21 protein-coding genes are annotated in these 18,835 nt (G+C 72.6%); 9 read left to right on the top strand and 12 right to left on the bottom strand.

Annotated elements, in window-relative coordinates; genetic code table 11:
• Positions 1-57 precede the first annotated feature (57 nt).
• Positions 58-1,086, bottom strand: a complete 1,029-nt coding sequence (locus ACIPFH_RS14345; protein ID WP_401826222.1) for an SDR family oxidoreductase — start codon at positions 1,084-1,086, stop codon at positions 58-60.
• A gap of 161 nt (positions 1,087-1,247) precedes the next feature.
• On the opposite strand from ACIPFH_RS14345, the gene ACIPFH_RS14340 reads away from it, so the two are divergent.
• Positions 1,248-2,081 carry an alpha/beta fold hydrolase gene (locus ACIPFH_RS14340; protein WP_401826220.1) on the top strand — a complete coding sequence of 278 codons (834 nt, stop codon included), beginning with the start codon at positions 1,248-1,250 and terminating at the stop codon, positions 2,079-2,081.
• A gap of 16 nt (positions 2,082-2,097) precedes the next feature.
• Here the strand turns inward: ACIPFH_RS14340 and ACIPFH_RS14335 are convergent, their stop codons facing one another.
• The 4 genes from ACIPFH_RS14335 to ACIPFH_RS14320 all read right to left on the bottom strand — a co-directional run bounded on the left by ACIPFH_RS14335 (position 2,098) and on the right by ACIPFH_RS14320 (position 6,796).
• Positions 2,098-3,069: an SDR family NAD(P)-dependent oxidoreductase gene (locus ACIPFH_RS14335; RefSeq protein WP_401826219.1), complete on the bottom strand. Its 972-nt coding sequence runs from the start codon at positions 3,067-3,069 to the stop codon at positions 2,098-2,100.
• A gap of 336 nt (positions 3,070-3,405) precedes the next feature.
• On the bottom strand, positions 3,406-4,509 hold the full coding sequence (locus ACIPFH_RS14330; protein WP_401826879.1) for an aromatic acid exporter family protein: 1,104 nt from the start codon (positions 4,507-4,509) through the stop codon (positions 3,406-3,408).
• 553 nt (positions 4,510-5,062) lie between these two features.
• On the bottom strand, positions 5,063-5,719 hold the full coding sequence (locus ACIPFH_RS14325; RefSeq protein ID WP_401826218.1) for an HAD family hydrolase: 657 nt from the start codon (positions 5,717-5,719) through the stop codon (positions 5,063-5,065).
• A 36-nt stretch (positions 5,720-5,755) separates the two neighbouring features.
• Positions 5,756-6,796 (bottom strand): PHP domain-containing protein, encoded by a 1,041-nt coding sequence (locus ACIPFH_RS14320; protein ID WP_401826214.1) that lies wholly within the window; start codon positions 6,794-6,796, stop codon positions 5,756-5,758.
• A 132-nt stretch (positions 6,797-6,928) separates the two neighbouring features.
• Between ACIPFH_RS14320 and ACIPFH_RS14315 the strand changes: the two genes are divergently transcribed.
• Positions 6,929-7,165 carry a hypothetical protein gene (locus ACIPFH_RS14315; protein WP_356259025.1) on the top strand — a complete coding sequence of 79 codons (237 nt, stop codon included), beginning with the start codon at positions 6,929-6,931 and terminating at the stop codon, positions 7,163-7,165.
• Between the two features lie 29 nt (positions 7,166-7,194).
• Here the strand turns inward: ACIPFH_RS14315 and ACIPFH_RS14310 are convergent, their stop codons facing one another.
• Both ACIPFH_RS14310 and ACIPFH_RS14305 read right to left on the bottom strand, forming a co-directional pair.
• The gene (locus ACIPFH_RS14310) at positions 7,195-7,794 is read right to left on the bottom strand and encodes a VanZ family protein (RefSeq protein ID WP_401826211.1); all 600 of its coding nucleotides are present in this window, start codon (positions 7,792-7,794) and stop codon (positions 7,195-7,197) included.
• A gap of 94 nt (positions 7,795-7,888) precedes the next feature.
• Positions 7,889-8,569 carry a DUF4230 domain-containing protein gene (locus tag ACIPFH_RS14305; protein ID WP_356259031.1) on the bottom strand — a complete coding sequence of 227 codons (681 nt, stop codon included), beginning with the start codon at positions 8,567-8,569 and terminating at the stop codon, positions 7,889-7,891.
• A gap of 426 nt (positions 8,570-8,995) precedes the next feature.
• On the opposite strand from ACIPFH_RS14305, the gene ACIPFH_RS14300 reads away from it, so the two are divergent.
• On the top strand, positions 8,996-9,949 hold the full coding sequence (locus ACIPFH_RS14300) for a ribose-phosphate diphosphokinase (protein ID WP_401826209.1): 954 nt from the start codon (positions 8,996-8,998) through the stop codon (positions 9,947-9,949).
• A gap of 31 nt (positions 9,950-9,980) precedes the next feature.
• On the opposite strand, the gene ACIPFH_RS14295 is transcribed toward ACIPFH_RS14300, so the two are convergent.
• On the bottom strand, positions 9,981-10,361 hold the full coding sequence (locus ACIPFH_RS14295; RefSeq protein ID WP_401826207.1) for an anti-sigma factor antagonist: 381 nt from the start codon (positions 10,359-10,361) through the stop codon (positions 9,981-9,983).
• Between the two features lie 190 nt (positions 10,362-10,551).
• Complete coding sequence (locus tag ACIPFH_RS14290; protein WP_356259040.1) at positions 10,552-11,016, bottom strand: MarR family transcriptional regulator; 465 nt, start codon at positions 11,014-11,016, stop codon at positions 10,552-10,554.
• 104 nt (positions 11,017-11,120) lie between these two features.
• Between ACIPFH_RS14290 and ACIPFH_RS14285 the strand changes: the two genes are divergently transcribed.
• Both ACIPFH_RS14285 and ACIPFH_RS14280 read left to right on the top strand, forming a co-directional pair.
• A complete protein-coding gene (locus ACIPFH_RS14285) occupies positions 11,121-12,575 on the top strand; it encodes an aldehyde dehydrogenase family protein (RefSeq protein ID WP_356259043.1) in 1,455 nt (484 codons plus the stop codon).
• 30 nt (positions 12,576-12,605) lie between these two features.
• Entirely contained in the window at positions 12,606-13,712 is a 1,107-nt protein-coding gene (locus ACIPFH_RS14280; RefSeq protein ID WP_401826204.1) for an NAD(P)-dependent alcohol dehydrogenase, read from the top strand.
• A gap of 7 nt (positions 13,713-13,719) precedes the next feature.
• Here the strand turns inward: ACIPFH_RS14280 and ACIPFH_RS14275 are convergent, their stop codons facing one another.
• Positions 13,720-14,670, bottom strand: a complete 951-nt coding sequence (locus ACIPFH_RS14275; RefSeq protein WP_401826201.1) for an NADP-dependent oxidoreductase — start codon at positions 14,668-14,670, stop codon at positions 13,720-13,722.
• Positions 14,671-14,740: 70 nt separating this feature from the next.
• Between ACIPFH_RS14275 and ACIPFH_RS14270 the strand changes: the two genes are divergently transcribed.
• On the top strand, positions 14,741-15,697 hold the full coding sequence (locus tag ACIPFH_RS14270) for a GlxA family transcriptional regulator (RefSeq protein ID WP_401826199.1): 957 nt from the start codon (positions 14,741-14,743) through the stop codon (positions 15,695-15,697).
• Positions 15,698-15,783: 86 nt separating this feature from the next.
• Positions 15,784-16,638 (top strand): hypothetical protein, encoded by an 855-nt coding sequence (locus tag ACIPFH_RS14265; RefSeq protein WP_401826196.1) that lies wholly within the window; start codon positions 15,784-15,786, stop codon positions 16,636-16,638.
• 7 nt (positions 16,639-16,645) lie between these two features.
• Here the strand turns inward: ACIPFH_RS14265 and ACIPFH_RS14260 are convergent, their stop codons facing one another.
• Positions 16,646-17,209, bottom strand: coding sequence for a TetR/AcrR family transcriptional regulator (locus tag ACIPFH_RS14260; protein ID WP_401826194.1), 564 nt, complete (start codon positions 17,207-17,209; stop codon positions 16,646-16,648).
• Positions 17,206-17,568, bottom strand: coding sequence for a DUF1304 domain-containing protein (locus tag ACIPFH_RS14255; RefSeq protein WP_401826192.1), 363 nt, complete (start codon positions 17,566-17,568; stop codon positions 17,206-17,208). Before ACIPFH_RS14255 ends, ACIPFH_RS14260 begins: the two co-directional genes overlap by 4 nt.
• A 167-nt stretch (positions 17,569-17,735) precedes the next feature.
• Between ACIPFH_RS14255 and ACIPFH_RS14250 the strand changes: the two genes are divergently transcribed.
• Positions 17,736-18,200 (top strand): pyridoxamine 5'-phosphate oxidase family protein, encoded by a 465-nt coding sequence (locus tag ACIPFH_RS14250; RefSeq protein ID WP_401826190.1) that lies wholly within the window; start codon positions 17,736-17,738, stop codon positions 18,198-18,200.
• 73 nt (positions 18,201-18,273) lie between these two features.
• Entirely contained in the window at positions 18,274-18,666 is a 393-nt protein-coding gene (locus tag ACIPFH_RS14245; protein ID WP_401826187.1) for a VOC family protein, read from the top strand.
• Positions 18,667-18,835 lie beyond the last annotated feature (169 nt).

Below are 18,835 nucleotides of genomic sequence, written 5' to 3'. Positions count from 1 at the left end.
TCGGACGAGTGGAGTGACGGCGACCGGCCGGTCGGCGGTTGAGCGTCCTCGGGACGCTCAGCCCACCTTGCGTCCGCGCAGCGGCTCGGTGGCCTCGCCTTCCCCGCCCCGGAGACCCAGCAGGAACTCCTCCAGCACCTCAGTCGCCGTGTGCCGCGGATGCCAGCCCAGCTCGACGCGGGCGCGGGCGCAGTCCATCAGGGGGAGCCTGAGGACCGCGTCGAAGAGGTGCGGTGAGGCCGGGAGGAGGTGCAGGCCCCAGGCCGCGGCGATCGCCGAGCGGGCCGCCGTCCGGGGCAGGCGTACCGGGCGGGCGCCGAACATCTCGCCGAGCAGCTCCGCGTCCACGGTGGGCTCGGCGGCCAGGTTGAAGGGGCCGCGCACGTCGGAGCGCAGGGCGAGCCGGTAGGCCTCGGCCGCGTCGTCGGTGTGCAGCGCCTGTACGCGCAGTCCCGGTACGTCCGGCAGGAAGGGCAGCAGTTCGGGGCGGGCGATCGGGCCGGGCAGGAACCTGCCGCCGAAGATGCGCCGCTGCTCGCTCGCCGACTCCCGCTTGAACAGGAACGCCGGCCGCATCCGCACCACCCGGGTCTCCGGGTGGTCGCGCTCGAAGGTGTCCAGGGTCCGTTCCAGATAGGCCTTCTCCCGGCAGTAGGCGGCGTCCGGCCAGCCGTGCGTGGGCCATGACTCGTCCACCGCGTGATCCTTCGGTCCCGGCGAGTACGCGCCCACGGAGGACGCGTGCACCAGGACGGGCACGTGCGCGGCGGCCACCGCCTCGAAGACCCGGATGCTGCCCAGGACGTTCGTACGCCAGGTCGCCGCCGGATCGTGCGTGGGCTGGAACGCCCAGGCCAGATGAACCACCGCGTCCGCGCCGGCGAACGCGTCGGCGAGATCGGCCCGCCCGGAGGCCAGGTCGACGGCGGTCCACTCGGTCTTCGGCGGCGACCAGTCCGGGATCCGCCGGGCCAGACCCCGCACCGAGGCGACGTCCGGATCCTCCGACAGCAGACGCACCACACTCGTGCCGACGTTGCCGGTGGCGCCCGTGACGACGACCTTGCTGCCCGTTGCGCTGCTCACCTTGGGCTCCTTTCGGCGGACCGCGGGAAGGACCGTCCGAGTACCCGGCCGCAAGCGGCGCACGCGGCATGACCCCGGAGGTAATCGACGCCCGCCGACCGGCCCGGAAGCATGGGCGACGTACCCGCTCATCGCATCCGAGGAGTCCAGGAGGACGTCCCATGCCGTACTTCACGAGCCCCGTCGACGGCGCCCGGCTGCACCATGTCGACCACGGCCCGGCCGACGGACCCGTGCTCGTCTTCGTGAACAGCCTGTACTTCGGGGCCGAGATGTGGGAGTACCAGATGCTGCCGCTGGCGCGGGAGGGCCACCGCTGCGTGGGCTTCGACCGGCGCGGCCACGGGCGCTCCGACGACGTGTGGGGCGGCTTCGACCTGGACAGCCTCGCCGACGACGTCCAGGGCCTCCTCGACCACCTCGACCTGCGGGAGGTGACCCTCGTGGGGCACTCGGTCGGCACCGCCGAGATGGTCCGCTGTCTGACCCGGCACGGCACCGACCGCGTGGCCCGGGTGGCGCTCGTCGCGGGCATGACGCCCGGCCCCGCCCGGTCGGCGAACCATCCCGGAGGTGCCGACCCGGAACTGCTGCTGGCCGGCGTCGAGGCCTTCCGCCGCGACCGTTCCGCGTTCTTCGCCGACGGCGCACCCGCCTTCTTCGCCCTGGACCGGCCGGGCAACGAGCTCTCCGAGGCGTACGTCGAGACCATGATCCGGCGCTGTCACGGCTCGACGGCACGGGCCGGCGTCGCCATCGGTGAGCTGATCGCCGCACTCGACGTCGCCCCCGAACTGGCTGCGCTGGAGCTGCCCGTGCTCGTCGTGCACGGTACCCATGACACCTCCGCGCCCCTCGAGCTGACCGGCAGGCGCGCCGCCGCCCTGGCCCCGCGGGCCACCCTCGAGGTGTACGAGAACGCGGGTCACGGTCTGTTCGCCACCCACGCCGACCGGCTCACCTCGGACCTGCGGAAGTTCGCGGTGGGGGCATGACCCGGACCAGCGGTGACTAGCCGTGCACCGGGAACGCGTTCACTCCCGTCAGTTCGGCGGACAGTTCCCACAGCCGTGCCGCCTGCTCCGGGTCCGTCGCCCAGTCCTTGACGCCCACCCGCTCGCCGTCCGCCGGGGCGGGCTCGGCGATGTCGCAGTCCTCGAGGTAGACGCCGCCCAGGCCGGCCAGCTGCGGCGAGGTCGCCGCCCACACCTGGGTGGCCGCGCCCTGCTCCGGGGTCTTGAAGCCCTCGGGGTCGAGCACGTGCCCGTCCTCGTCGATCCAGCCGCGGTCCACCATCTCCTGCTTCGGCAGATGCCGCTGGAGGGGGGTGATGATGCCGCCGGGGTGGAGGGAGAAGGCGCGGACGCCCCGGTCCCGGGCCAGCCTGTCGAGGTGGACGGCGAACAGCACGTTCGCGGTCTTGGCCTGGCCGTACGCCTCCCACTTGTCGTAGCCGTCGCTCCAGTGGACGTCGTCCCAGCGGATCCCCGAGAAGTGGTGGCCGCGTGAGGAGACGGAGACGATCCGGGCGCCGCCGGGCTCGATCGCCGGCCAGAGCCGGTTGACGAGGGCGAAGTGGCCGAGGTGGTTCGTGGCGAACTGAGCCTCCCAGCCGGGGCCGACGCGGGTCTCCGGGCAGGCCATGATCCCGGCGCTGTCGATGACGAGGTCGATGTCGCGGCCGGAGGCGAGGAACCGGTCGGCGAAGGCGCGGACGCTCTCCAGGTCGCCGAGGTCGAGGTCGTCCGTCTCGACGCCGCCGAGGCCGGCGAGGTTCTCGCGGGCGGTGTCCGGGCGGCGCGCGGGCACGACGACCTGGGCGCCTGCCCGGGCCAGCGCACGGGTGGTCTCCAGTCCGAGGCCGGAGTATCCGCCGGTGACGACGGCCAGCTTCCCGGTCAGGTCGATGCCCCGCAGGACCTCGTCGGCGGTGCTCGTGGCGCCGAAGCCCGAGCCGATCTTGTGCTGTGCGGTGTCGCTCATGACCGGCACGCTACGGATTGGAGTGCTCTCGAAGTCAAGCGCTCGAACGGTGTGGCGCAGCCGTGGGGGCGGACCGTGGAGACCCTCGGAACAAGGGGTCCTCGGAACATGGGGAAGCCCCGACCGGACGGGGGAATCACGGTCGGGGCGGACTGAGTGTGGGCGCGGATGGCGGTCGCCTCTCGGCGGAACGCTTCACAGGGCTTCAGCCGAACGATCGTCCCTGTGAGCAGAAGGTGAGGCCCGGGGACACTGTCCCATCCACACCCACGAGTGGTTCAACGGAGAACTTCCTATGGGTGTTCCCGGGCCCGCCTCCGCCCGCGGTGATGTGCGTCACCCGTCCCGAGGGGTCGGTATGAGCTCCGCCCACAGGTTCTCCACCTGCAACAACAGGGTTCCCAGCACCGCCGTGTGGGCCGAACCGTCCCCGGCGTGGTCGCGCAGACTGTCCTGCAGACGGCCGCGCAGCTCCTCCATCTCCGCCTCGCGTCGGGAGTCCGGCTTCGGCGGCCGGTCGTCCGCCGCGGCGGCCTGGCAGGCCTCGCCGATGAGCTCCAGCAGCCGGGCGTAGGCCCGCAGGGTCGCGGCTTCCGGCGGGCCGGCCGTCCGATCGCCGTCCGCCGCGACGGCGAGGGCGCGGGTGAGGGCCACGACATGTTCGGTCGTGCGGCTCCAGCGGGCGTCCTCCGTCTCCGGCGGCGCGTCGAACGGGCCCCGGCGCAGTCCGCGCAGCGGTCCTGCCGTCAGGCGCAGGCTCTCGCGACTCCAGTCCCGTGCCGAGCGCAGCCCGTCGCGCCGCCGTTCGAGCCGGGCGGCCGCGCGGGACCATTCGGCGGCGGTCACCGCGTCCCACTCCCCGTCCCGCAGCCCGGCGGCGACCGCGTTCAGCACCTCGCCGACCTCCCGCGCGAGCGCCGTCAGGTTCTCGCGCACGTCCCGCAGATGAACCGGCGGCAGCACGAGCGCGTTGACGGCGATCCCGATCACCGCGCCCAGCAGTGCCTGCCCCACCCGGTGACCCACCGCCGACGCCGAGACAGTGCCCGAGGCGAGCGTGAAGACGGCCGTGGTGGCCGCGTAGATCCCCTGGTCGCCGAAACGGGGCCAGTTGGCGAGCAGCATCAGCGGCGGCACGGACAGCGCGAGCGCGCCCAGCGGGTCGCCGGTGACCGCCTGCGCCGCCGAGGCGCACAGGGTGCCCGCACAGATCGCCGTGCACTGCTGCCCGGCCTGCCGCAGCGACCCGAACACGGTGGCCTGCACCAGCACCAACGCCACCCAGGGCGCCATCAGCGCCATCGGATCGCCCAGCAGGTTCTTCGCGACGACCCAGGCCAGCAGCGCGGCACCGGCCGCCTTGAGCGACTGCACCGCCAGATCCCGCTCGCGCCCCGGCCCCCGCCAGGCCGCCCGCACCGCCTGCCCGGCACCGCCCACATCCCCCCGGAGAGCCCGGACGGCCCGGACGACCGCGGCGGCCGCCCGCGCGACGGCCGGACGACGGCCGGTGCCCGCTTCCTGCTCGGCAGGGTCGGTGGCCGGTTCGGTGGCCGGATGGCCGGTGGGTGCTTCGTGCCGGGCAGTGGCGGTAGCCCGTTCGACGGCCGGACGACGGCCGGTGCCCGCTTCCTGCTCGGCAGGGCCGGTGGCCGGTTCGGGGGCCGGATGGCCGGTGGGTGCTTCGTGCCGGGCTGCGTCGGCGGCCCGTTCGACGGCCGGACGACGGCCGGTGCCCGCTTCCTGCCCGGTTGCCTCGGCGGCCCGTTCCGCGGGCGGGTCGCCGGTGCCTGTCGCCCGACCGGTGGGCCGGTCGGGCAGGATGGCGTCCCGTCGTGCGGGCCGGTCGTCGGTTTCCTTCGTCGCCTCGCGCCGCGTGGCCCTGCCCAGGGCACGCGTCGTGCGGTGTACGGCCTTCACCCACGTCATCCGCTGCGGGTGCCCACCTGCGCCCGGACTACGGGGAATGTCTTCCCGCCGGCCGCCGTGCCCCTCAGGCCAACGGGCTGCCCGACAGGGAGGCCAGGAGCTCGGCGGGGTCCGCGTAGACGGCTTCCGCGCCCGCCTCCAGCAGGTCGGCGCGGGGGATGCCGCCGCACAGGACGCCCACGCAGCGCACCCCGGCCCGACGGCCGGCCCGCATGTCCCACACGGTGTCCCCGACGAACACGGCCCGCTCGGCGGGCGCCCCGACCAGTTCCAGCGCGTGTTCCACCGGCTCCGGGGCGGGCTTGCCCTGCTCGACGTCGTCCGCGCTCGCCGTCGAGGCGATGACGTCGTCGGCGTCGATGGCGCGCCGGAGGGCGGACAGCTCGGCCCCGCTCGCGGAGGTGGCGAGCACGACGGTCCAGCCCTCGTCGTGCAGCCTGCGCAGCAACGATCCGGCGTCCCGCAGCGCGGGCAGCCGGTCGAAGTACTGTGCGTAGAGGGCCTTGTGGGCGGCGCTCAGCCCGGCGTCCTCGTCCTTGTCCCGGTCGTCGCCGAGCAGGTGGGCGACGAGGTCGTCGGAGCCGAGTCCGACCGCCCGGTGCACGGCGTGCATCGGTACCCGGTGGCCCGCCTGCCGGAAGGCCTCCCACCAGGTGGTGACGTGCAGGTGGTTGGTGTCGACCAGGGTGCCGTCGACGTCGAACACGGCGGCGCGTGTCATCACGGGTCCTTTCTCTCGAGTCCCCCGAGTACCACCTCAGGCACCTGGCACGCCCGTGGGTACCCGCCCTTCTCGCGTCCAGGCCAGCAGGTCCGCCAGCGGCCAGGCGGTCACGATCCGTTCCGTCGGTACCCCGCACTCCTCTGCCCGCGCGCAGCCCAGGATCTGCCAGTCCAGCTGGCCGGGCGCGTGCGCGTCGGTGTCGACGGAGAAGAGCGTGCCGGCCTCCAGGGCCCGGCGCAGCAGCCGGCGCGGGGGGTCGAGCCGTTCGGGTCGGCTGTTGATCTCGACGGCCGTACCGGATTCGGCGCACGCGGCGAACACCTCGTCCGCGTCGAACTCCGACTCCGGCCGCCCCCTCCCGGTCACCAGCCGCCCGGTGCAGTGGCCGAGGATGTCGGCGTGCGGATCGCGGACCGCGTTCACCATGCGGCGCGTCATCGCCCGGGACTCCATGCGCAGCTTGGAGTGCACGGAGACGACCACCACGTCGAGCCGTTCCAGCAGCTCCGGCTCCTGGTCCAGCGACCCGTCGTCGAGGATGTCGCACTCGATGCCGGTCAGCAGCCGGAACGGCGCCCAGGCCGCGTTGAGCTCCTCGACCACCTCCAGCTGCCGGCGCAGCCGCTCGGGCGAGAGTCCGCGGGCCACCGTCAGGCGCGGTGAGTGGTCGGTCAGCACGCTCCACTCGTGGCCGAGCGCGGCGGCCGCCCGGCCCATCTCCTCGATGGGACTGCCGCCGTCGGACCAGTCGGAGTGGACATGGCAGTCTCCGCGAAGGAGCGCCCGCAGCCCGGCCCCCGCGCCGTCCGTGAGCGGCCGGCCGGCCTCGCCCTCCAGCTTCTCCAGGTAGGACGGCACCTGCCCGGCGAGCGCCTCCCGCACCACCTGGGCGGTCTTGGGACCCACGCCCTTCAGGGACTCCAGCGTCCCGGCGGCCGCCCGCTCCTCGACCTCCGCCGCGGGCAGCGGGGCCAGCACCCGGGCCGCGGTACGGAAGGCGCGTACCCGGTAGGTCGGTGCCAGGGACCGCTCCAGCAGGAAGGCGATCCGGTCCAGTGCCTCGACGGGATCCATCGCCACCTCCTGGCTCCAGAGTTCCCCACCCGCGAGCGGACCGCACCACGGACGGGACGGTCCGGGCTCCTCTCGTGGGAGGTGCGAGATACGATGATTCGTCCTGAGAGGTTCCGCTCTACCCTCTATGTCATGACCGAAATCGCGAGCCTCCGTATCTCCCACCCACGGATCATGGTGCTCGGGGTGCAGCCGGGCCCGGCGCCGTTCCGCATCGTGGAAATCGACTCCGAAGTGGTCGGTGAGGCGAGGGAGGTCACCGACGTCCTCGAGATAGCCGCCGCGTTCGGCATCACGGTCCACGACCTCGACGACCCTGACGTGGTGCGCTGGGTGGGCGGGGACAGGTACACCTGGACCCCGCGCTGACGGCGGTCCGGCTCCCTGTCCCGCGCCCGTCACACGTGCTGACGCCGTGCGTGCACCGCGCGGCTCACCCTGCGTCCCAGGAGCAGATACCCGATCAGGGCGCCCATGGTGTTGAGGATGACGTCGTCGATGTCGAAGGCGCGTCCGGTCACCAGCGAGCCCTGGGCGAACTCCACCAGCAGCATGACGCCCGCGGTCAGCAGCAGCACGCGCAGCAGCCCGCGCGCCCGGGGCGCGACCACCGGCACCAGAACGCCGAAGGGTACGCCGAGCAGCACGTTCCCGCCGATCTGCTTCACCGCGTCGCGCAGTTCCGGCTGGTCCAGGTAGGCGCGCAGGGAGTCGCCCGGACGCAGGTTGGAGTGCACCAGCGCCGCGGAGGCGGGCGACGGCTCCAGGGTGAGCCGGGCGAGTACGACGGCGAACGCCACCATGAACGCGAAGGCGAACAGCATCGCCAGCGCCCGGAGCGGGAGCGGCAGCGGACGGCGCTGGGTACGGTCCGTCTTCTTCGACGAGTGGGGTTTCGGGTCGGACTTCCCGGCCCCGTTCTTCGGCGGGGCGGGCTCCTCGGTCCGGCCGGCCCGCGGACGGAACACGGCGAGCGGACGCAGGGCTGCACGGGACATCCGGTCCTCCAGTCTTCAACTTCCCAGCGTGGTAGCGCGATTACCCCCGAAAGGCGGAGGAATGCGGTGCGTGCTATGTCCGCCCTCGGCGGTGTCAGGTGCCGTACGTGACCTTCACCTCCGTGAAGCCGAGGGAGTGCAGCAGCCCCTTGAGCATGTCCGTGGTGTTGGTCTCGGCGCGCGCCGTCAGTTCGCTCTCCTTGGCCGCCTCGGAGATGTGCTTGACCGCCAGCTTCTGCACGGCCTGCTCACCGCCCGGGTTGTCCGAGAAGAGGTCGCCGAGGCGGTCGAAAAGACCACGCTGCTTGGACACGGCGTAGGAGCGGTCGGGGTCGAGCGCCGGCGTGCCGAGCAGGGCGTGCGGCAGCCGGAGCGTGGCCGAGGTGCGGTCGTCGTCGACCGTCACGTCCTTGTCGCCGACCTTGCCCAGGTCGACATAGGCGTCCACGGTGCCCGCCCCGACGTACAGGGTGCGGGTGCCGCGGATCGCATCGGGCAGGTACTTGGCGTCCTTCTCCAGGTCCACGACGACCTGGAAGTTGCCGGAGGCGGCGTCGTAGCGGCTCATGTCCTGGATGGACTCCAGCAGTGCGGGGCCGGAGCGGTCATGGGTTTCGGTGCCGAAGAAGTCGCGCAGTCCCGGCAGCAGGCTCAGCCGGATCCCGGCGAACATCACGACGAGGACGACCACGACGGCGGTGAGCACCTTGGCCCAGCCGGGCATGCGCCGGGGGAGGCGTGTGGTGGGCTTGTCGGGCTTGAGAGAAGTCGTCATGTGGACGGCCCTCCTTCCTACTGTCCGGATGCCCGCCAATTCCCTTGTCAGACCGCACCGTTGACAACCTGTGACAGTGCGGCCACGGGCGCCCGGCCGCCTCGGCGACCGGGCCGGACAGCGCCCCGGAACGCCCGGTGACGGCCCCGACCTGCCCCGTCGTCGGCCGGCCGGCCGGGGCGACGACGTCTTCTCCCCGGCCGGTGCGGCTCCGCCCGTCCACCCGGTTGGCCGCTTCGGGCGGTCCGGGGTCCACCGGAAGGCGGTCACCGGTCACCCCCGTGTCCGTTGGGCTCCGAGTGGATCCGGGTGACTCGGAGTGACCCGGGGGGACTCCCGCGCACTCCTGAGGGTGGGCAGGACGGACCCGGTCCGTAGCATGAGAATTCCCCGCTCCGCCCGGACATGATCAGCGAGGAGCCGATCGTGCGAGACATCTCCGTGTTCAGCGGCAGTGCCCACCCCGAGCTGGCCGCCGAGGTCTGTACCCACCTCGGCGTGCCCCTGAGCCCCACCCGCGTCAGCAGGTTCGCCAACGACTGTCTGGAGGTCCAGCTCCAGGCCAACTGCCGGGAGCGGGACGTCTTCCTGGTCCAGCCCCTGGTCCGGCCCGTGCAGGAGCACCTCGTCGAGCTGCTGCTGATGTGCGACGCGGCCCGCGGGGCGTCGGCGGGCCGGATCACGGTCGTCATGCCGCACTACTCCTACGCCCGCTCCGACAAGAAGGACGCGCCCCGCATCTCGCTGGGCGGACGGCTGGTCGCGGACCTGATGGCGGCGGCCGGCGTCCACCGGGTCCTCACCATGACCCTGCACTCGCCCCAGGTGCACGGATTCTTCTCGATGCCCGTGGACCACCTGCACGCCCACCGGGAGCTGGCCGCCCACTTCCGCCGCTACGACCTCAGCCGCACCACCGTGGTCTCGCCCGACCTCGGCAACGCCAAGGAGGCCGCGGCCTTCGCGCGGATGATCGGCGCGCAGGTGGCGGCGGGCGCCAAACAGCGGTACGCCGACGACCGGGTCAGCATCAGCGCGGTGATCGGCGAGGTCGCCGGGCGGGATGTCATCGTCCTCGACGACGAGATCGCCAAGGGCAGCACCGTCCTGGAACTCCTGGACCGGTTGCGGGAGTCGGAGCCGAGGTCGATACGGGTGGCGTGCACGCACGGCCTGTTCGCGGCCGGTGCCCTCAAGCGGCTCAGCGAGCAGCCCGACGTACTGGAGATCGTGTGCACCAACACCGTGCCGGTGCCCGCCGAGGAGCACACGGACAAACTGCGGATCCTGTCGATCGCGCCGGCCCTCGCGGAGGCCGTGCGCCGTATTCACAACGGTGAGTCGGTCAGTGCCCTGTTCGACGCGGCGCGTGGTGGGTAGACACGGGCGCCGGGTACCGCTTCGAGCGCCGTCATAAGGTGCCGGAGGTGGCCTCGGGCTGTTCCAGCGCCGCGTCCAGCGTCGTGGCGGGCGGCAGCAGCCGGTACAGGCCGGTGGCCCGCAGGATCCGCAGGGTGAGCCGGTGGGTGCAGACGAGGTGCAGATGCCCACCGTGGTCGAGGACGCGGCCGCGCGCCCGGTACAGCAGGCGCAGGCCGGAGCAGTCGAAGAACTCGATCGGGGTCAGGTCGATCACGATGCGGGGTGCGGGACCGCCCGTCGCGTGGTCGAGGTGCGGGGCGATCTCGGTCGCCGCGACGATGTCGATCTCGCCGTGGAACTCAAGCACGGTGTACCCCCGGTCCTCGCGGACGCGCAGATGCGGGGTGTTCGCCGCGGGTTGATCCAGCACGACGACATCGCCTCCAACCCGCTCCACCGGTCGGGAGCCTCCAACGGGCGGGGAGCGGACAGCAGTTCCCCACCCCGCAAAGCTACCCCCGATGGAGTGAATTCCAGCATGTTCGATTGACATATGTCTTCGAAATTCAACCAATCTGGCGGAGTTTTTTCGCGTCGTGAGCGAAGGGGTGCGCCGGCGCTCAGGACAGCGCGTGCCACGCCTTGGCGAGGGCTGTGCGCAACTGCTCGGCCTGGTGCGCGGTGAGCTCCCGGATCATGCGCTCCTCCAGCTCCCGCACCGGCCCGGCGTGCCGGTCGAGCAGCTCACGCCCCTCCTCGGTGAGCAGGATCAGCAGCTCGCGCCGGTTGCGGGGATTGCGCTCCCGGCGGATGAGGCCGCGCGTCTCCAGGGAGCGCACCAGATCGGCGATGGACTGGGCGGTGACGAAGGAGTCCCGGGCCAGCTGGGCCGCCGACAGGCCGTCGTGCCGCTCCAGCACGGTGAGCGCCGTGTACTGGAGGGCCGTGATCCCCGACGGCTTGACCAGCTCGTCCAGGTGGGATCGCACGACCAGCTCCACCTGCTTCACCATGTAGAGCAGGGACGGGGGCGCCTTGAGGGGCTGGGAAGCGGAAGCTGCCTTGGTTGTCTGGGTGCCGGCCATGAGTCCGAGCGTAGACCATTGACAGGAAACCTGTCCGTAACGAGACTGCGGACCAACAGGAATCCTGTTTGTTGAAATCTTGGCGACGATGCTGAGGAGTGGTGATGACCACCTTCGAGATCGACCCCGGTCGGCTGTTCATCGGGGGACAGTGGCGCGAGGCCGTGGACGGAGCGCGGACCGAGGTGGTCGATCCGTCCCGGGGCGCGGTCGTCACCACCGTCTCGGAGGCGGGCGCCGCCGACGTGGACGCCGCCGTACGGGCCGCGCGTGCGGCCTTCGACGCCGGACAGTGGTCCGGGCTGAGCGGCCGGGAGCGCGGCCGCGTCCTGCTCCGGGTGGCGGAGCTGATCCGCGCGGAGGCCGACGAGATCGCCCGGCTGGAAAGCCTGGACGTCGGCAAGCCGATCACGCTGGCGCACGCGGTCGACGTCACGAACGCCGCCAACGACTACGAGTACTTCGCCTCCCTTGCCTTCTCCCTGGACGGCGCGAACCGCGACACCCCGATGAACGCCCTCGCCTACACCAGGCGCGGCCCGATCGGCGTGGTCGCCGCGATCACCCCGTTCAACTTCCCGCTGATCCTGGCCGGCTCGAAGATCGCCCCGGCCCTCGCCGCCGGCAACACGGTCGTCCACAAGCCCGCGGACGAGACCCCGCTCAGCGCCCTGTACATGGCGGGACTGTTCCAGCGGGCCGGTGTGCCCGACGGCGTGGTCAACGTCGTCACCGGCGCGGGCCCGGTCGTCGGCGAGGCGCTGCTGCGGCACCCCGGCGTCGACAAGATCGCCTTCACCGGCTCCACCGCGATCGGCCGGCACGCCGCGAGCATCGCCGGCGAGAACCTCAAGCCGGTCACCATGGAACTCGGCGGCAATGCCGCGCACATCGTCTTCGAGGACGCCGACCTGGAGAAGGCCGTCGGCGCGGTCATCAAGGGCTTCGTCTTCAACACCGGCCAGTTCTGCATGGGCGGCCCGCGTCTGCTGGTGGCCCGCCCGGTCTACAGCACCCTGCTGAACATCCTCGCCGACGCCGTTCCCGGCGTGCCGGTCGGCGACCCCCGGCTGCCGGAGACCGTCGTCGGCCCGATGGCGGGGGAGAAGCACCTGCGCAAGGTCGAGGAGTACGTCGAACTGGCCCGCAAGGAGGGCGCCCGCATCGTCTGCGGCGGCGAGCGCCTCGACCTCGACGGCGGCTACTACTACAAGCCCACCGTGATCGCGGACCTCGCCAACGACTCCCGCGTCGTCCAGGAGGAGATCTTCGGCCCGGTCCTCACCGTCCAGCCCTTCGACGACGAGGACGAAGCCGTCGCGCTCGCCAACTCCACGCCGTACGGCCTGGCTTCGGGCGTCCAGACCGGCAACCTGGCCCGCGCCCACCGCGTCGCCGACCGCCTCCAGGCGGGCATCGTCTGGGTCAACGACTGGGCGATGCTCGACCCGGCCGTCCCCTTCGGCGGCGTCAAGGACTCCGGTTTCGGCCGCGAGTACGGCCCCGAGGCGCTCCACTCGTACACCAAGGTCAAGTCCGTCGTCGTCTCGCTCGACTGAACGCGCCGTACCACACAGGGAGTTCCAGCGATGCCCATCACCACACGCGCCGCCGTCGTCGAGTCCGGCGGAGCCCCGTTCACCCTGTCCGAGGTCGTCCTCGACGACCCCGCCCCGCACGAGGCGGTGGTCCGTCTGGTGGCGGCCGGACTGTGCCACACCGACCTCGGCGTGGCGAGCGGCGGACTGCCCTTCCCGCTGCCCGGAGTCCTCGGCCACGAGGGCGCGGGCGTCGTCGAGGCGGTCGGCTCCGCCGTCACCGGCGTGGCCCCCGGCGACCACGTCGTGCTGTCCTTCACCTCCTGCGGCGACTGCCGCAACTGCCACGGCGGTCACCCGGCGTACTGCGCCACCTGGCTCCCGATGAACCTCATCGGCGGCCGTCGCGCCGACGGCACCAGCACCCTCAGCCGGGACGGCGAGCCCCTCGGCGGCCACTTCTTCGGCCAGTCCTCCTTCGCCGAGCGGGCGCTGGTGGACGAGCGGAGCCTCGTCAAGGTCGACCCCGACGTACCCCTGGAGTCGATCGCCCCGCTGGGCTGCGGCGTCCAGACCGGTGTCGGCGCCGTCTGGAACGTGCTGAAGCCGTCGACCGGCAGCACGATCGTCGTCCTCGGCGCGGGAGCCGTCGGTCTGTCGGCGGTCATGGCGGCCGCCCTCTCCCCGGCCACCACGATCATCGCCGTCGACCGGGTCGCCGAACGCCTCGAACTGGCCAAGGAGCTGGGCGCCACGCACACCGTCGACGCCGGCCAGGCCACGCTGGGCGAGGCCGTCGCGGAGATCACCGGCGGGCAGGGGGCCGACGGCGTCGTGGAGACCACGGGCAACACGGCCGTCCTGCGCCAGGGCGTCGACGCGCTCGCCGCCCGCGGCACCCTCGTCGTCGTGGGCGCGCCGCCCTTCGGCAGTGAGGTGGCCCTGGACGTCAACGGGCTGCTGGGCGGCAAGCGGGTCGTCGGACTCACCCTCGGCGACAGCGAGACGCAGACCTTCATCCCGGCCCTGGTCGAGCTGGTCAAGGCGGGGCGGCTCCCGCTGGACCGCCTGATCGGCACCTATCCGTTCGCGGACATCGACCAGGCGGTGCGGGACATGACCGCGGGCAAGACCATCAAGCCCGTGCTCACCTTCTGACGTACGGTCAGCCGACCGTCAGGACCAGCTTTCCGGTGGTCCGGCCGGTGTCGCCGAGCCTGTGCGCCTCGGCGGCATCGGCCAGAGGGAACGTCCCCGCGATCGTGGGGCGCAGTTTCCCCGCCTCGACCAGCCCGGCGATCGCCCGCATTCCCGCCCGGTCGGCGTCCACGAGCATCCGCACCGCCCGGACGCCGAGCCGCTGCGCCTTCCGGCCGAACTCGTCCGACCCCACCGGCAGGATCGACACCACGATCCCGCCCGGCCGCAGCACGCTCAGGGACCGCACGGAGGTGTCCCCGCCCAGCGTGTCCAGGACCACGTCGACGTCCTTCACGGCCTCGGTGAAGTCGCTCTCCCGGTAGTCGATCGCCTCGTCGACGCCGAGCTCCCGCAGGAAGTCGTGCTTGCCGGCGCTCGCCGTGCCGATCACGTACGCGCCGCGCGCCTTGGCGATCTGCACGGCCACATGACCCACGCCGCCCGCGGCCGCGTGGATCAGGACCCGCTGCCCGGCCGCCAGGCCGGCGGTCTCCACGAGGGCCTGCCAGGCGGTCAGCGAGACCAGCGGCAGCGCCCCCGCCCCGACGTGGTCGATCCCGGCCGGCTTGTGCCACAGGGCGCGGACTGGGGCGATGACGTACTCGGCGTGGGAGCCGTGGCCGAAGGGGTACGGCAGCATGCCGAAGACCTCGTCACCCGGCTGGAAGGCGGCGACGCCGATGCCGACCGCCTCCACGGTTCCGGAGACGTCCCAGCCCAGGACGAAGGGCGGCTCGCCCAGGAAACCGCCCGTGGCGCGGTGCTTCCAGTCGGTCGGGTTGACGCCGGCGGCGCGCACCCGGACCAGCACCTCGTTCGGACGCGGCGCGGGCCGCTCCACCTCCACTTCCTTCAGGACCTCGGGACCGCCGAGGACGTCCTGGCCGATGACGCGCATGGTGTTCACAGTGCTCATGCGAACCAGCCTGCCGGGCCGCACCTCTTCGGGAAATGGCAAGATTGCCAACCTTCGATAAGATCGTGCCATGCAGGCAGAGCAGCGCAAGCACCGCGTGGTCGTCCTCGCCCTCGACGGCGTCTACCCCTTCGAACTCGGCATCCCCAGTCGTATCCTCGGCGCGGCCGACGGCCACTACGAGACGCTGACCTGTACGGTCGACGGCCGCCCGGTGCACACCAACGCCGACTTCACGATCGGCGTGCAGCACGGACCGAAGGTGCTGGCCACGGCCGACACCGTCGTGATCGCTCCGGTGGCACCCGATCGGGTCACCGCCGAACTGCCGGACGGGGTCGCCGAGGCGCTCGCCCGGATCCGCCCCGACGCGCGCATCGTCTCCATCTGCACCGCCGCGTTCGTCCTGGCCGCCGCCGGTCTCCTCGACGGCCGCCGGGCCACCACCCACTGGGACGTCGCCGACCTGTTCCGCCGCATGCACCCCCAGGTGGACCTCGACCCGGACGTCCTCTTCGTCGACGACGGCCGCGTGCTGACCTCGGCGGGCGCCGCCTCCGGTGTCGACATCTGCCTGCACCTCGTCCGCAAGGACCACGGCAGCGAACTCGCCAACAAGGTGGCCCGCCGCTGTGTGGTCCCGCCGTTCCGCGACGGCGGCCAGGCCCAGTACATCGAACAGCCCGTTCCCGTGGCCGGCGCGGCGAGCACGGCGGCCACCCGGGCCTGGGCCCTGGAACGCCTCGACGCGCCCCTCGCCCTCGCCGACCTCGCCGCACACGCCCGGATGAGCGCGCGCACCTTTGCCCGCCGCTTCCACGGCGAGGTGGGCCTCAGCCCCGGCCGCTGGCTCATCCAGCAGCGCGTCGTGCACGCCCGGCACCTGCTGGAGGCCAGCGACCTCTCCGTCGACCAGATCGCCGGCCGCGTCGGCTTCGCCACCGGCGCGTCGCTGCGCCAGCACCTGCACGCGGCGATCGGGGTCTCCCCGCAGGCCTACCGACGGACGTTCCAGACGGCCCGCTGAACGTTCCGGATCACCGCGGCGTCACAGGAGCGGGCGCGAAGGGGCGACCGCGGGAACGGGGACAGGAACAGGAACGGGGGCCGGGTATGCGAGGACGGTTCGTGGCGTCGGGACTGCTGGTGGTACTGGCGGCCGTGGGGTGCGGCGCCGAGGACGAGAAGGATGTCGTCGTCGAGGGCACGCCCCCGGCGACGCCGTACGGCGGTCCGCTGGACATCGCCACCAAGGAGCTGGACGAGAGCACTCCGCAGGCCCTGCGCATCGCGTCGGGCGCCGCGGGCCGGGCGCTGGAGTGCGACGGGGAGATCTCCTGGGGCGCCGGGCCGGACGGCTGGAGCGAGCGTGACGGCGGTGACACGCCGGAGGGCGGGCTGCGGCTCTACTTCGACGTGTTCGAGCCGGCCGGCCCGCGCTCCGGCTTCCGCGTCGAGCGCCGGGAGCCGGACCGGGTGCTGTACTCGTACGACGTGGGCGGCCGGACGAAGGTCGCGATCGTCGTCGCCCGGGACCAGAAGGACCGGCCGGGCTGGGGCCCGGAGACCGAAGCCTCCTGCGACCCGGCCGAACTCCCCGCGAGCGTCACCGACTCCGGCGAGCAGGAGATCTGGACCGACGGGCACGGCGCGCGGGTCGCGACCACGACACTGAGCAGTCACCCCGGCGCCGAGCACTGCGGCTGGCAGACGGCGCACTTCCTGGGGACGGGCCGGGGCGAGGAGTACCGGCAGTACGTCCGCGACCCCGACGGTGTGATCGAGGAGGACCTGCTGACCTCTCCGTACGACGGTGACGCCCGTATGCCCGCCGACGCCCACGACACCGGATACCGCTACGGCGACCGGCGGCTGTGGCTGACGGACGACCGGTCGACGGCGTACGTGCGCACCTCCGACGGCGTCGAGGCATGGCCCCTGGCGAAGGACGCGGTGGCGTGCATGTGAACGCGGCTCAGCGGCTCGCGTGCAGCGCGACCAGCAGCTGCCACACCTGGTCGGCGATCTCGCCGGGTGTGCCTTCGAGGTCGCCGTGCAGCCAGTCCGCCAGCACCCCCGCGAAGGTCGCGGCGACGGCCGAGGCGACCAGGGGCGCGTCCGCCGCACCCGCCCGTTCCCGTTCCCGCAGGCTGTAGGCCCGCAGGTCCCGGTGCAGTACGCGGCCGAGCGGTCCGCCGCCGCCCGGCGCCAGCAGCGCGCGGTACAACGCGGCGTGCGGCGTCAGCGAGGCGAAGAACTCCGCCAGCGCGGCCGGCGCCCGCACCGGGTCGGGCCGTCCCTGCCAGGCGTGCAGCGCCTCCACGGCCTCGCGCACGACGTCCGCGCAGGCGTCGACCGCGAGCGCCTCCAGATCGGGATAGTGCACGTAGAAGGTGGCCCGGCCGACCCCGGCCCGCCGCACCAGCGCGGCGACGCCGACCTCCTCCAACGGCCGCTCGGCGCACTCCTCCAGGAGCGCGGAACGCAGCCTCGCCCGGGTGCGGGCCGCGCGCGGGTCCTCGGGTTCGCCGCGGATCACTGCGCGATGAGGACGGCGGCCAGGGCGAGCGCGCCGGGCAGGGCCTGCGCGACCAGGATCCGGCGGTTCGCGGTGACCGCGCCGTACACGCCCGCGACGATCACGCAGGACAGGAAGAACAGCTGCGCCCGGAACCCGGTCGGGTCGGCCGCGATCAGCCCCCACACCAGTCCGGCCGCGAGGAAGCCGTTGTAGAGCCCCTGGTTGGCGGCCATCGCGGCGGTCCGCTTCGCCATCTCCGCGTCCAGACCGTGGAACGACATCCCCGGCTTCTTCTGCCACAGGAACATCTCCATCACCAGGATGTAGAGATGCAGTACGGCCACCAGGCCGACCAGTACGTTCGCCAGGATCTCCATGGTCTCCCTCAACTTCTTGGACAGGTGTCCACCATAGCAGGGCACCTGTCCAGGAAGTCCAGCTGTCAGTGGTGCCCGCCGTCCTGCGGCGCGTCCCCTGCGCGCGGCCCCTGCGTGTCCCGTGGCGCGGCTCGCGGGGATCAGGGGGCGGCGGCCACACTGAAACCATGACTCCGGCATCCGCACGCCCCGCGAAGCAGCGCAGGATCGACACCCTTCACCGGCTGGAACACGACGTCGACGCATGGGTCGCCACCGCCGCCGAAGGCGGTGCGGCCCCCTATCTGGTGCCGCTCTCCTTCGTCTGGGACGGCGCGACCCTGCTCTTCGCCACCCCCGCCACCAGCCCCACGGGCCGCAACCTGCTCGCCACCGGCGTCGCGCGCATCGCCGTCGGCCCGACCCAGGACGTCGTGATGATCGAGGGCACCGCCGTGGCCGTGCCGCCCGTCGAACTACCGGAGGAGGACGCCGAGATCTTCGCGGGCAAGACCGGCTTCGACCCGCGCGAACTCGCCGCGCCCTACCTGTACTTCCGTGTCCTCCCCGGCCGGATCCAGGCCTGGCGGGCGGCCGACGAGATCGAGGGGCGGGAGCTGATGCGGGGCGGCGAGTGGCTGGTGGCCGACTGAAACCGGGGTATCCGCAAGGTTCGGGGGCGGGACCCGCCCGCCCCGGTCCGGACCTCGCGGAGGAGACGACAACATGACATTGGTGAAAGCGGGCGTCGTGGTGCTCGACTGTGCCGAGCCCGAGAAGCTCGCCGAGTTCTACAAGGGGCTGCTGGACGCCGAGGAGGTCGTCGCGTCCGCCAACCGTGTGGAGATCAGGGGCGCCGAAGGCACCCGTCTCGCCTTCCGGCGTGACGCGAACGCGACGCCGCCGAGCTGGCCCCGCCCCGAGAACTCGTTTCAGGCCCACCTGGACTTCCTCGTCGACGACCTCGACGAGGTGGAACGCCGGGTCGTGGGCCTGGGCGGCCGCCCCCTGGAGACCAAGGGCGCTCCCGGCCCCCACGAGGAGCGCGGCTACGCCGACCCGTCCGGCCACTCCTTCACCCTCCGCCTCGGGCCCTCCAGGGCGCCGAAGCAGGGGTGAGGCCCCCCGCGCCGGAGGGCCTGCGGTGGCCCGGTGGAGCCCGCGAGCGGCGCCGGAGGGCCACCGCGGGCCGACGCCGTCACCGCTGACCGTGACCGGCTACCGCCGTCACCGCTGACCGTGACCGGCTACCGCCGTCACCGCCGACCGTGACCGGCTACCGCCGTCA

Origin of the sequence: Streptomyces sp. NPDC088157 (genome assembly GCF_044741545.1) — a bacterium.
GTDB lineage: Bacteria > Actinomycetota > Actinomycetes > Streptomycetales > Streptomycetaceae > Streptomyces.
This window is presented reverse-complemented; position numbering and strand designations above follow the sequence as displayed.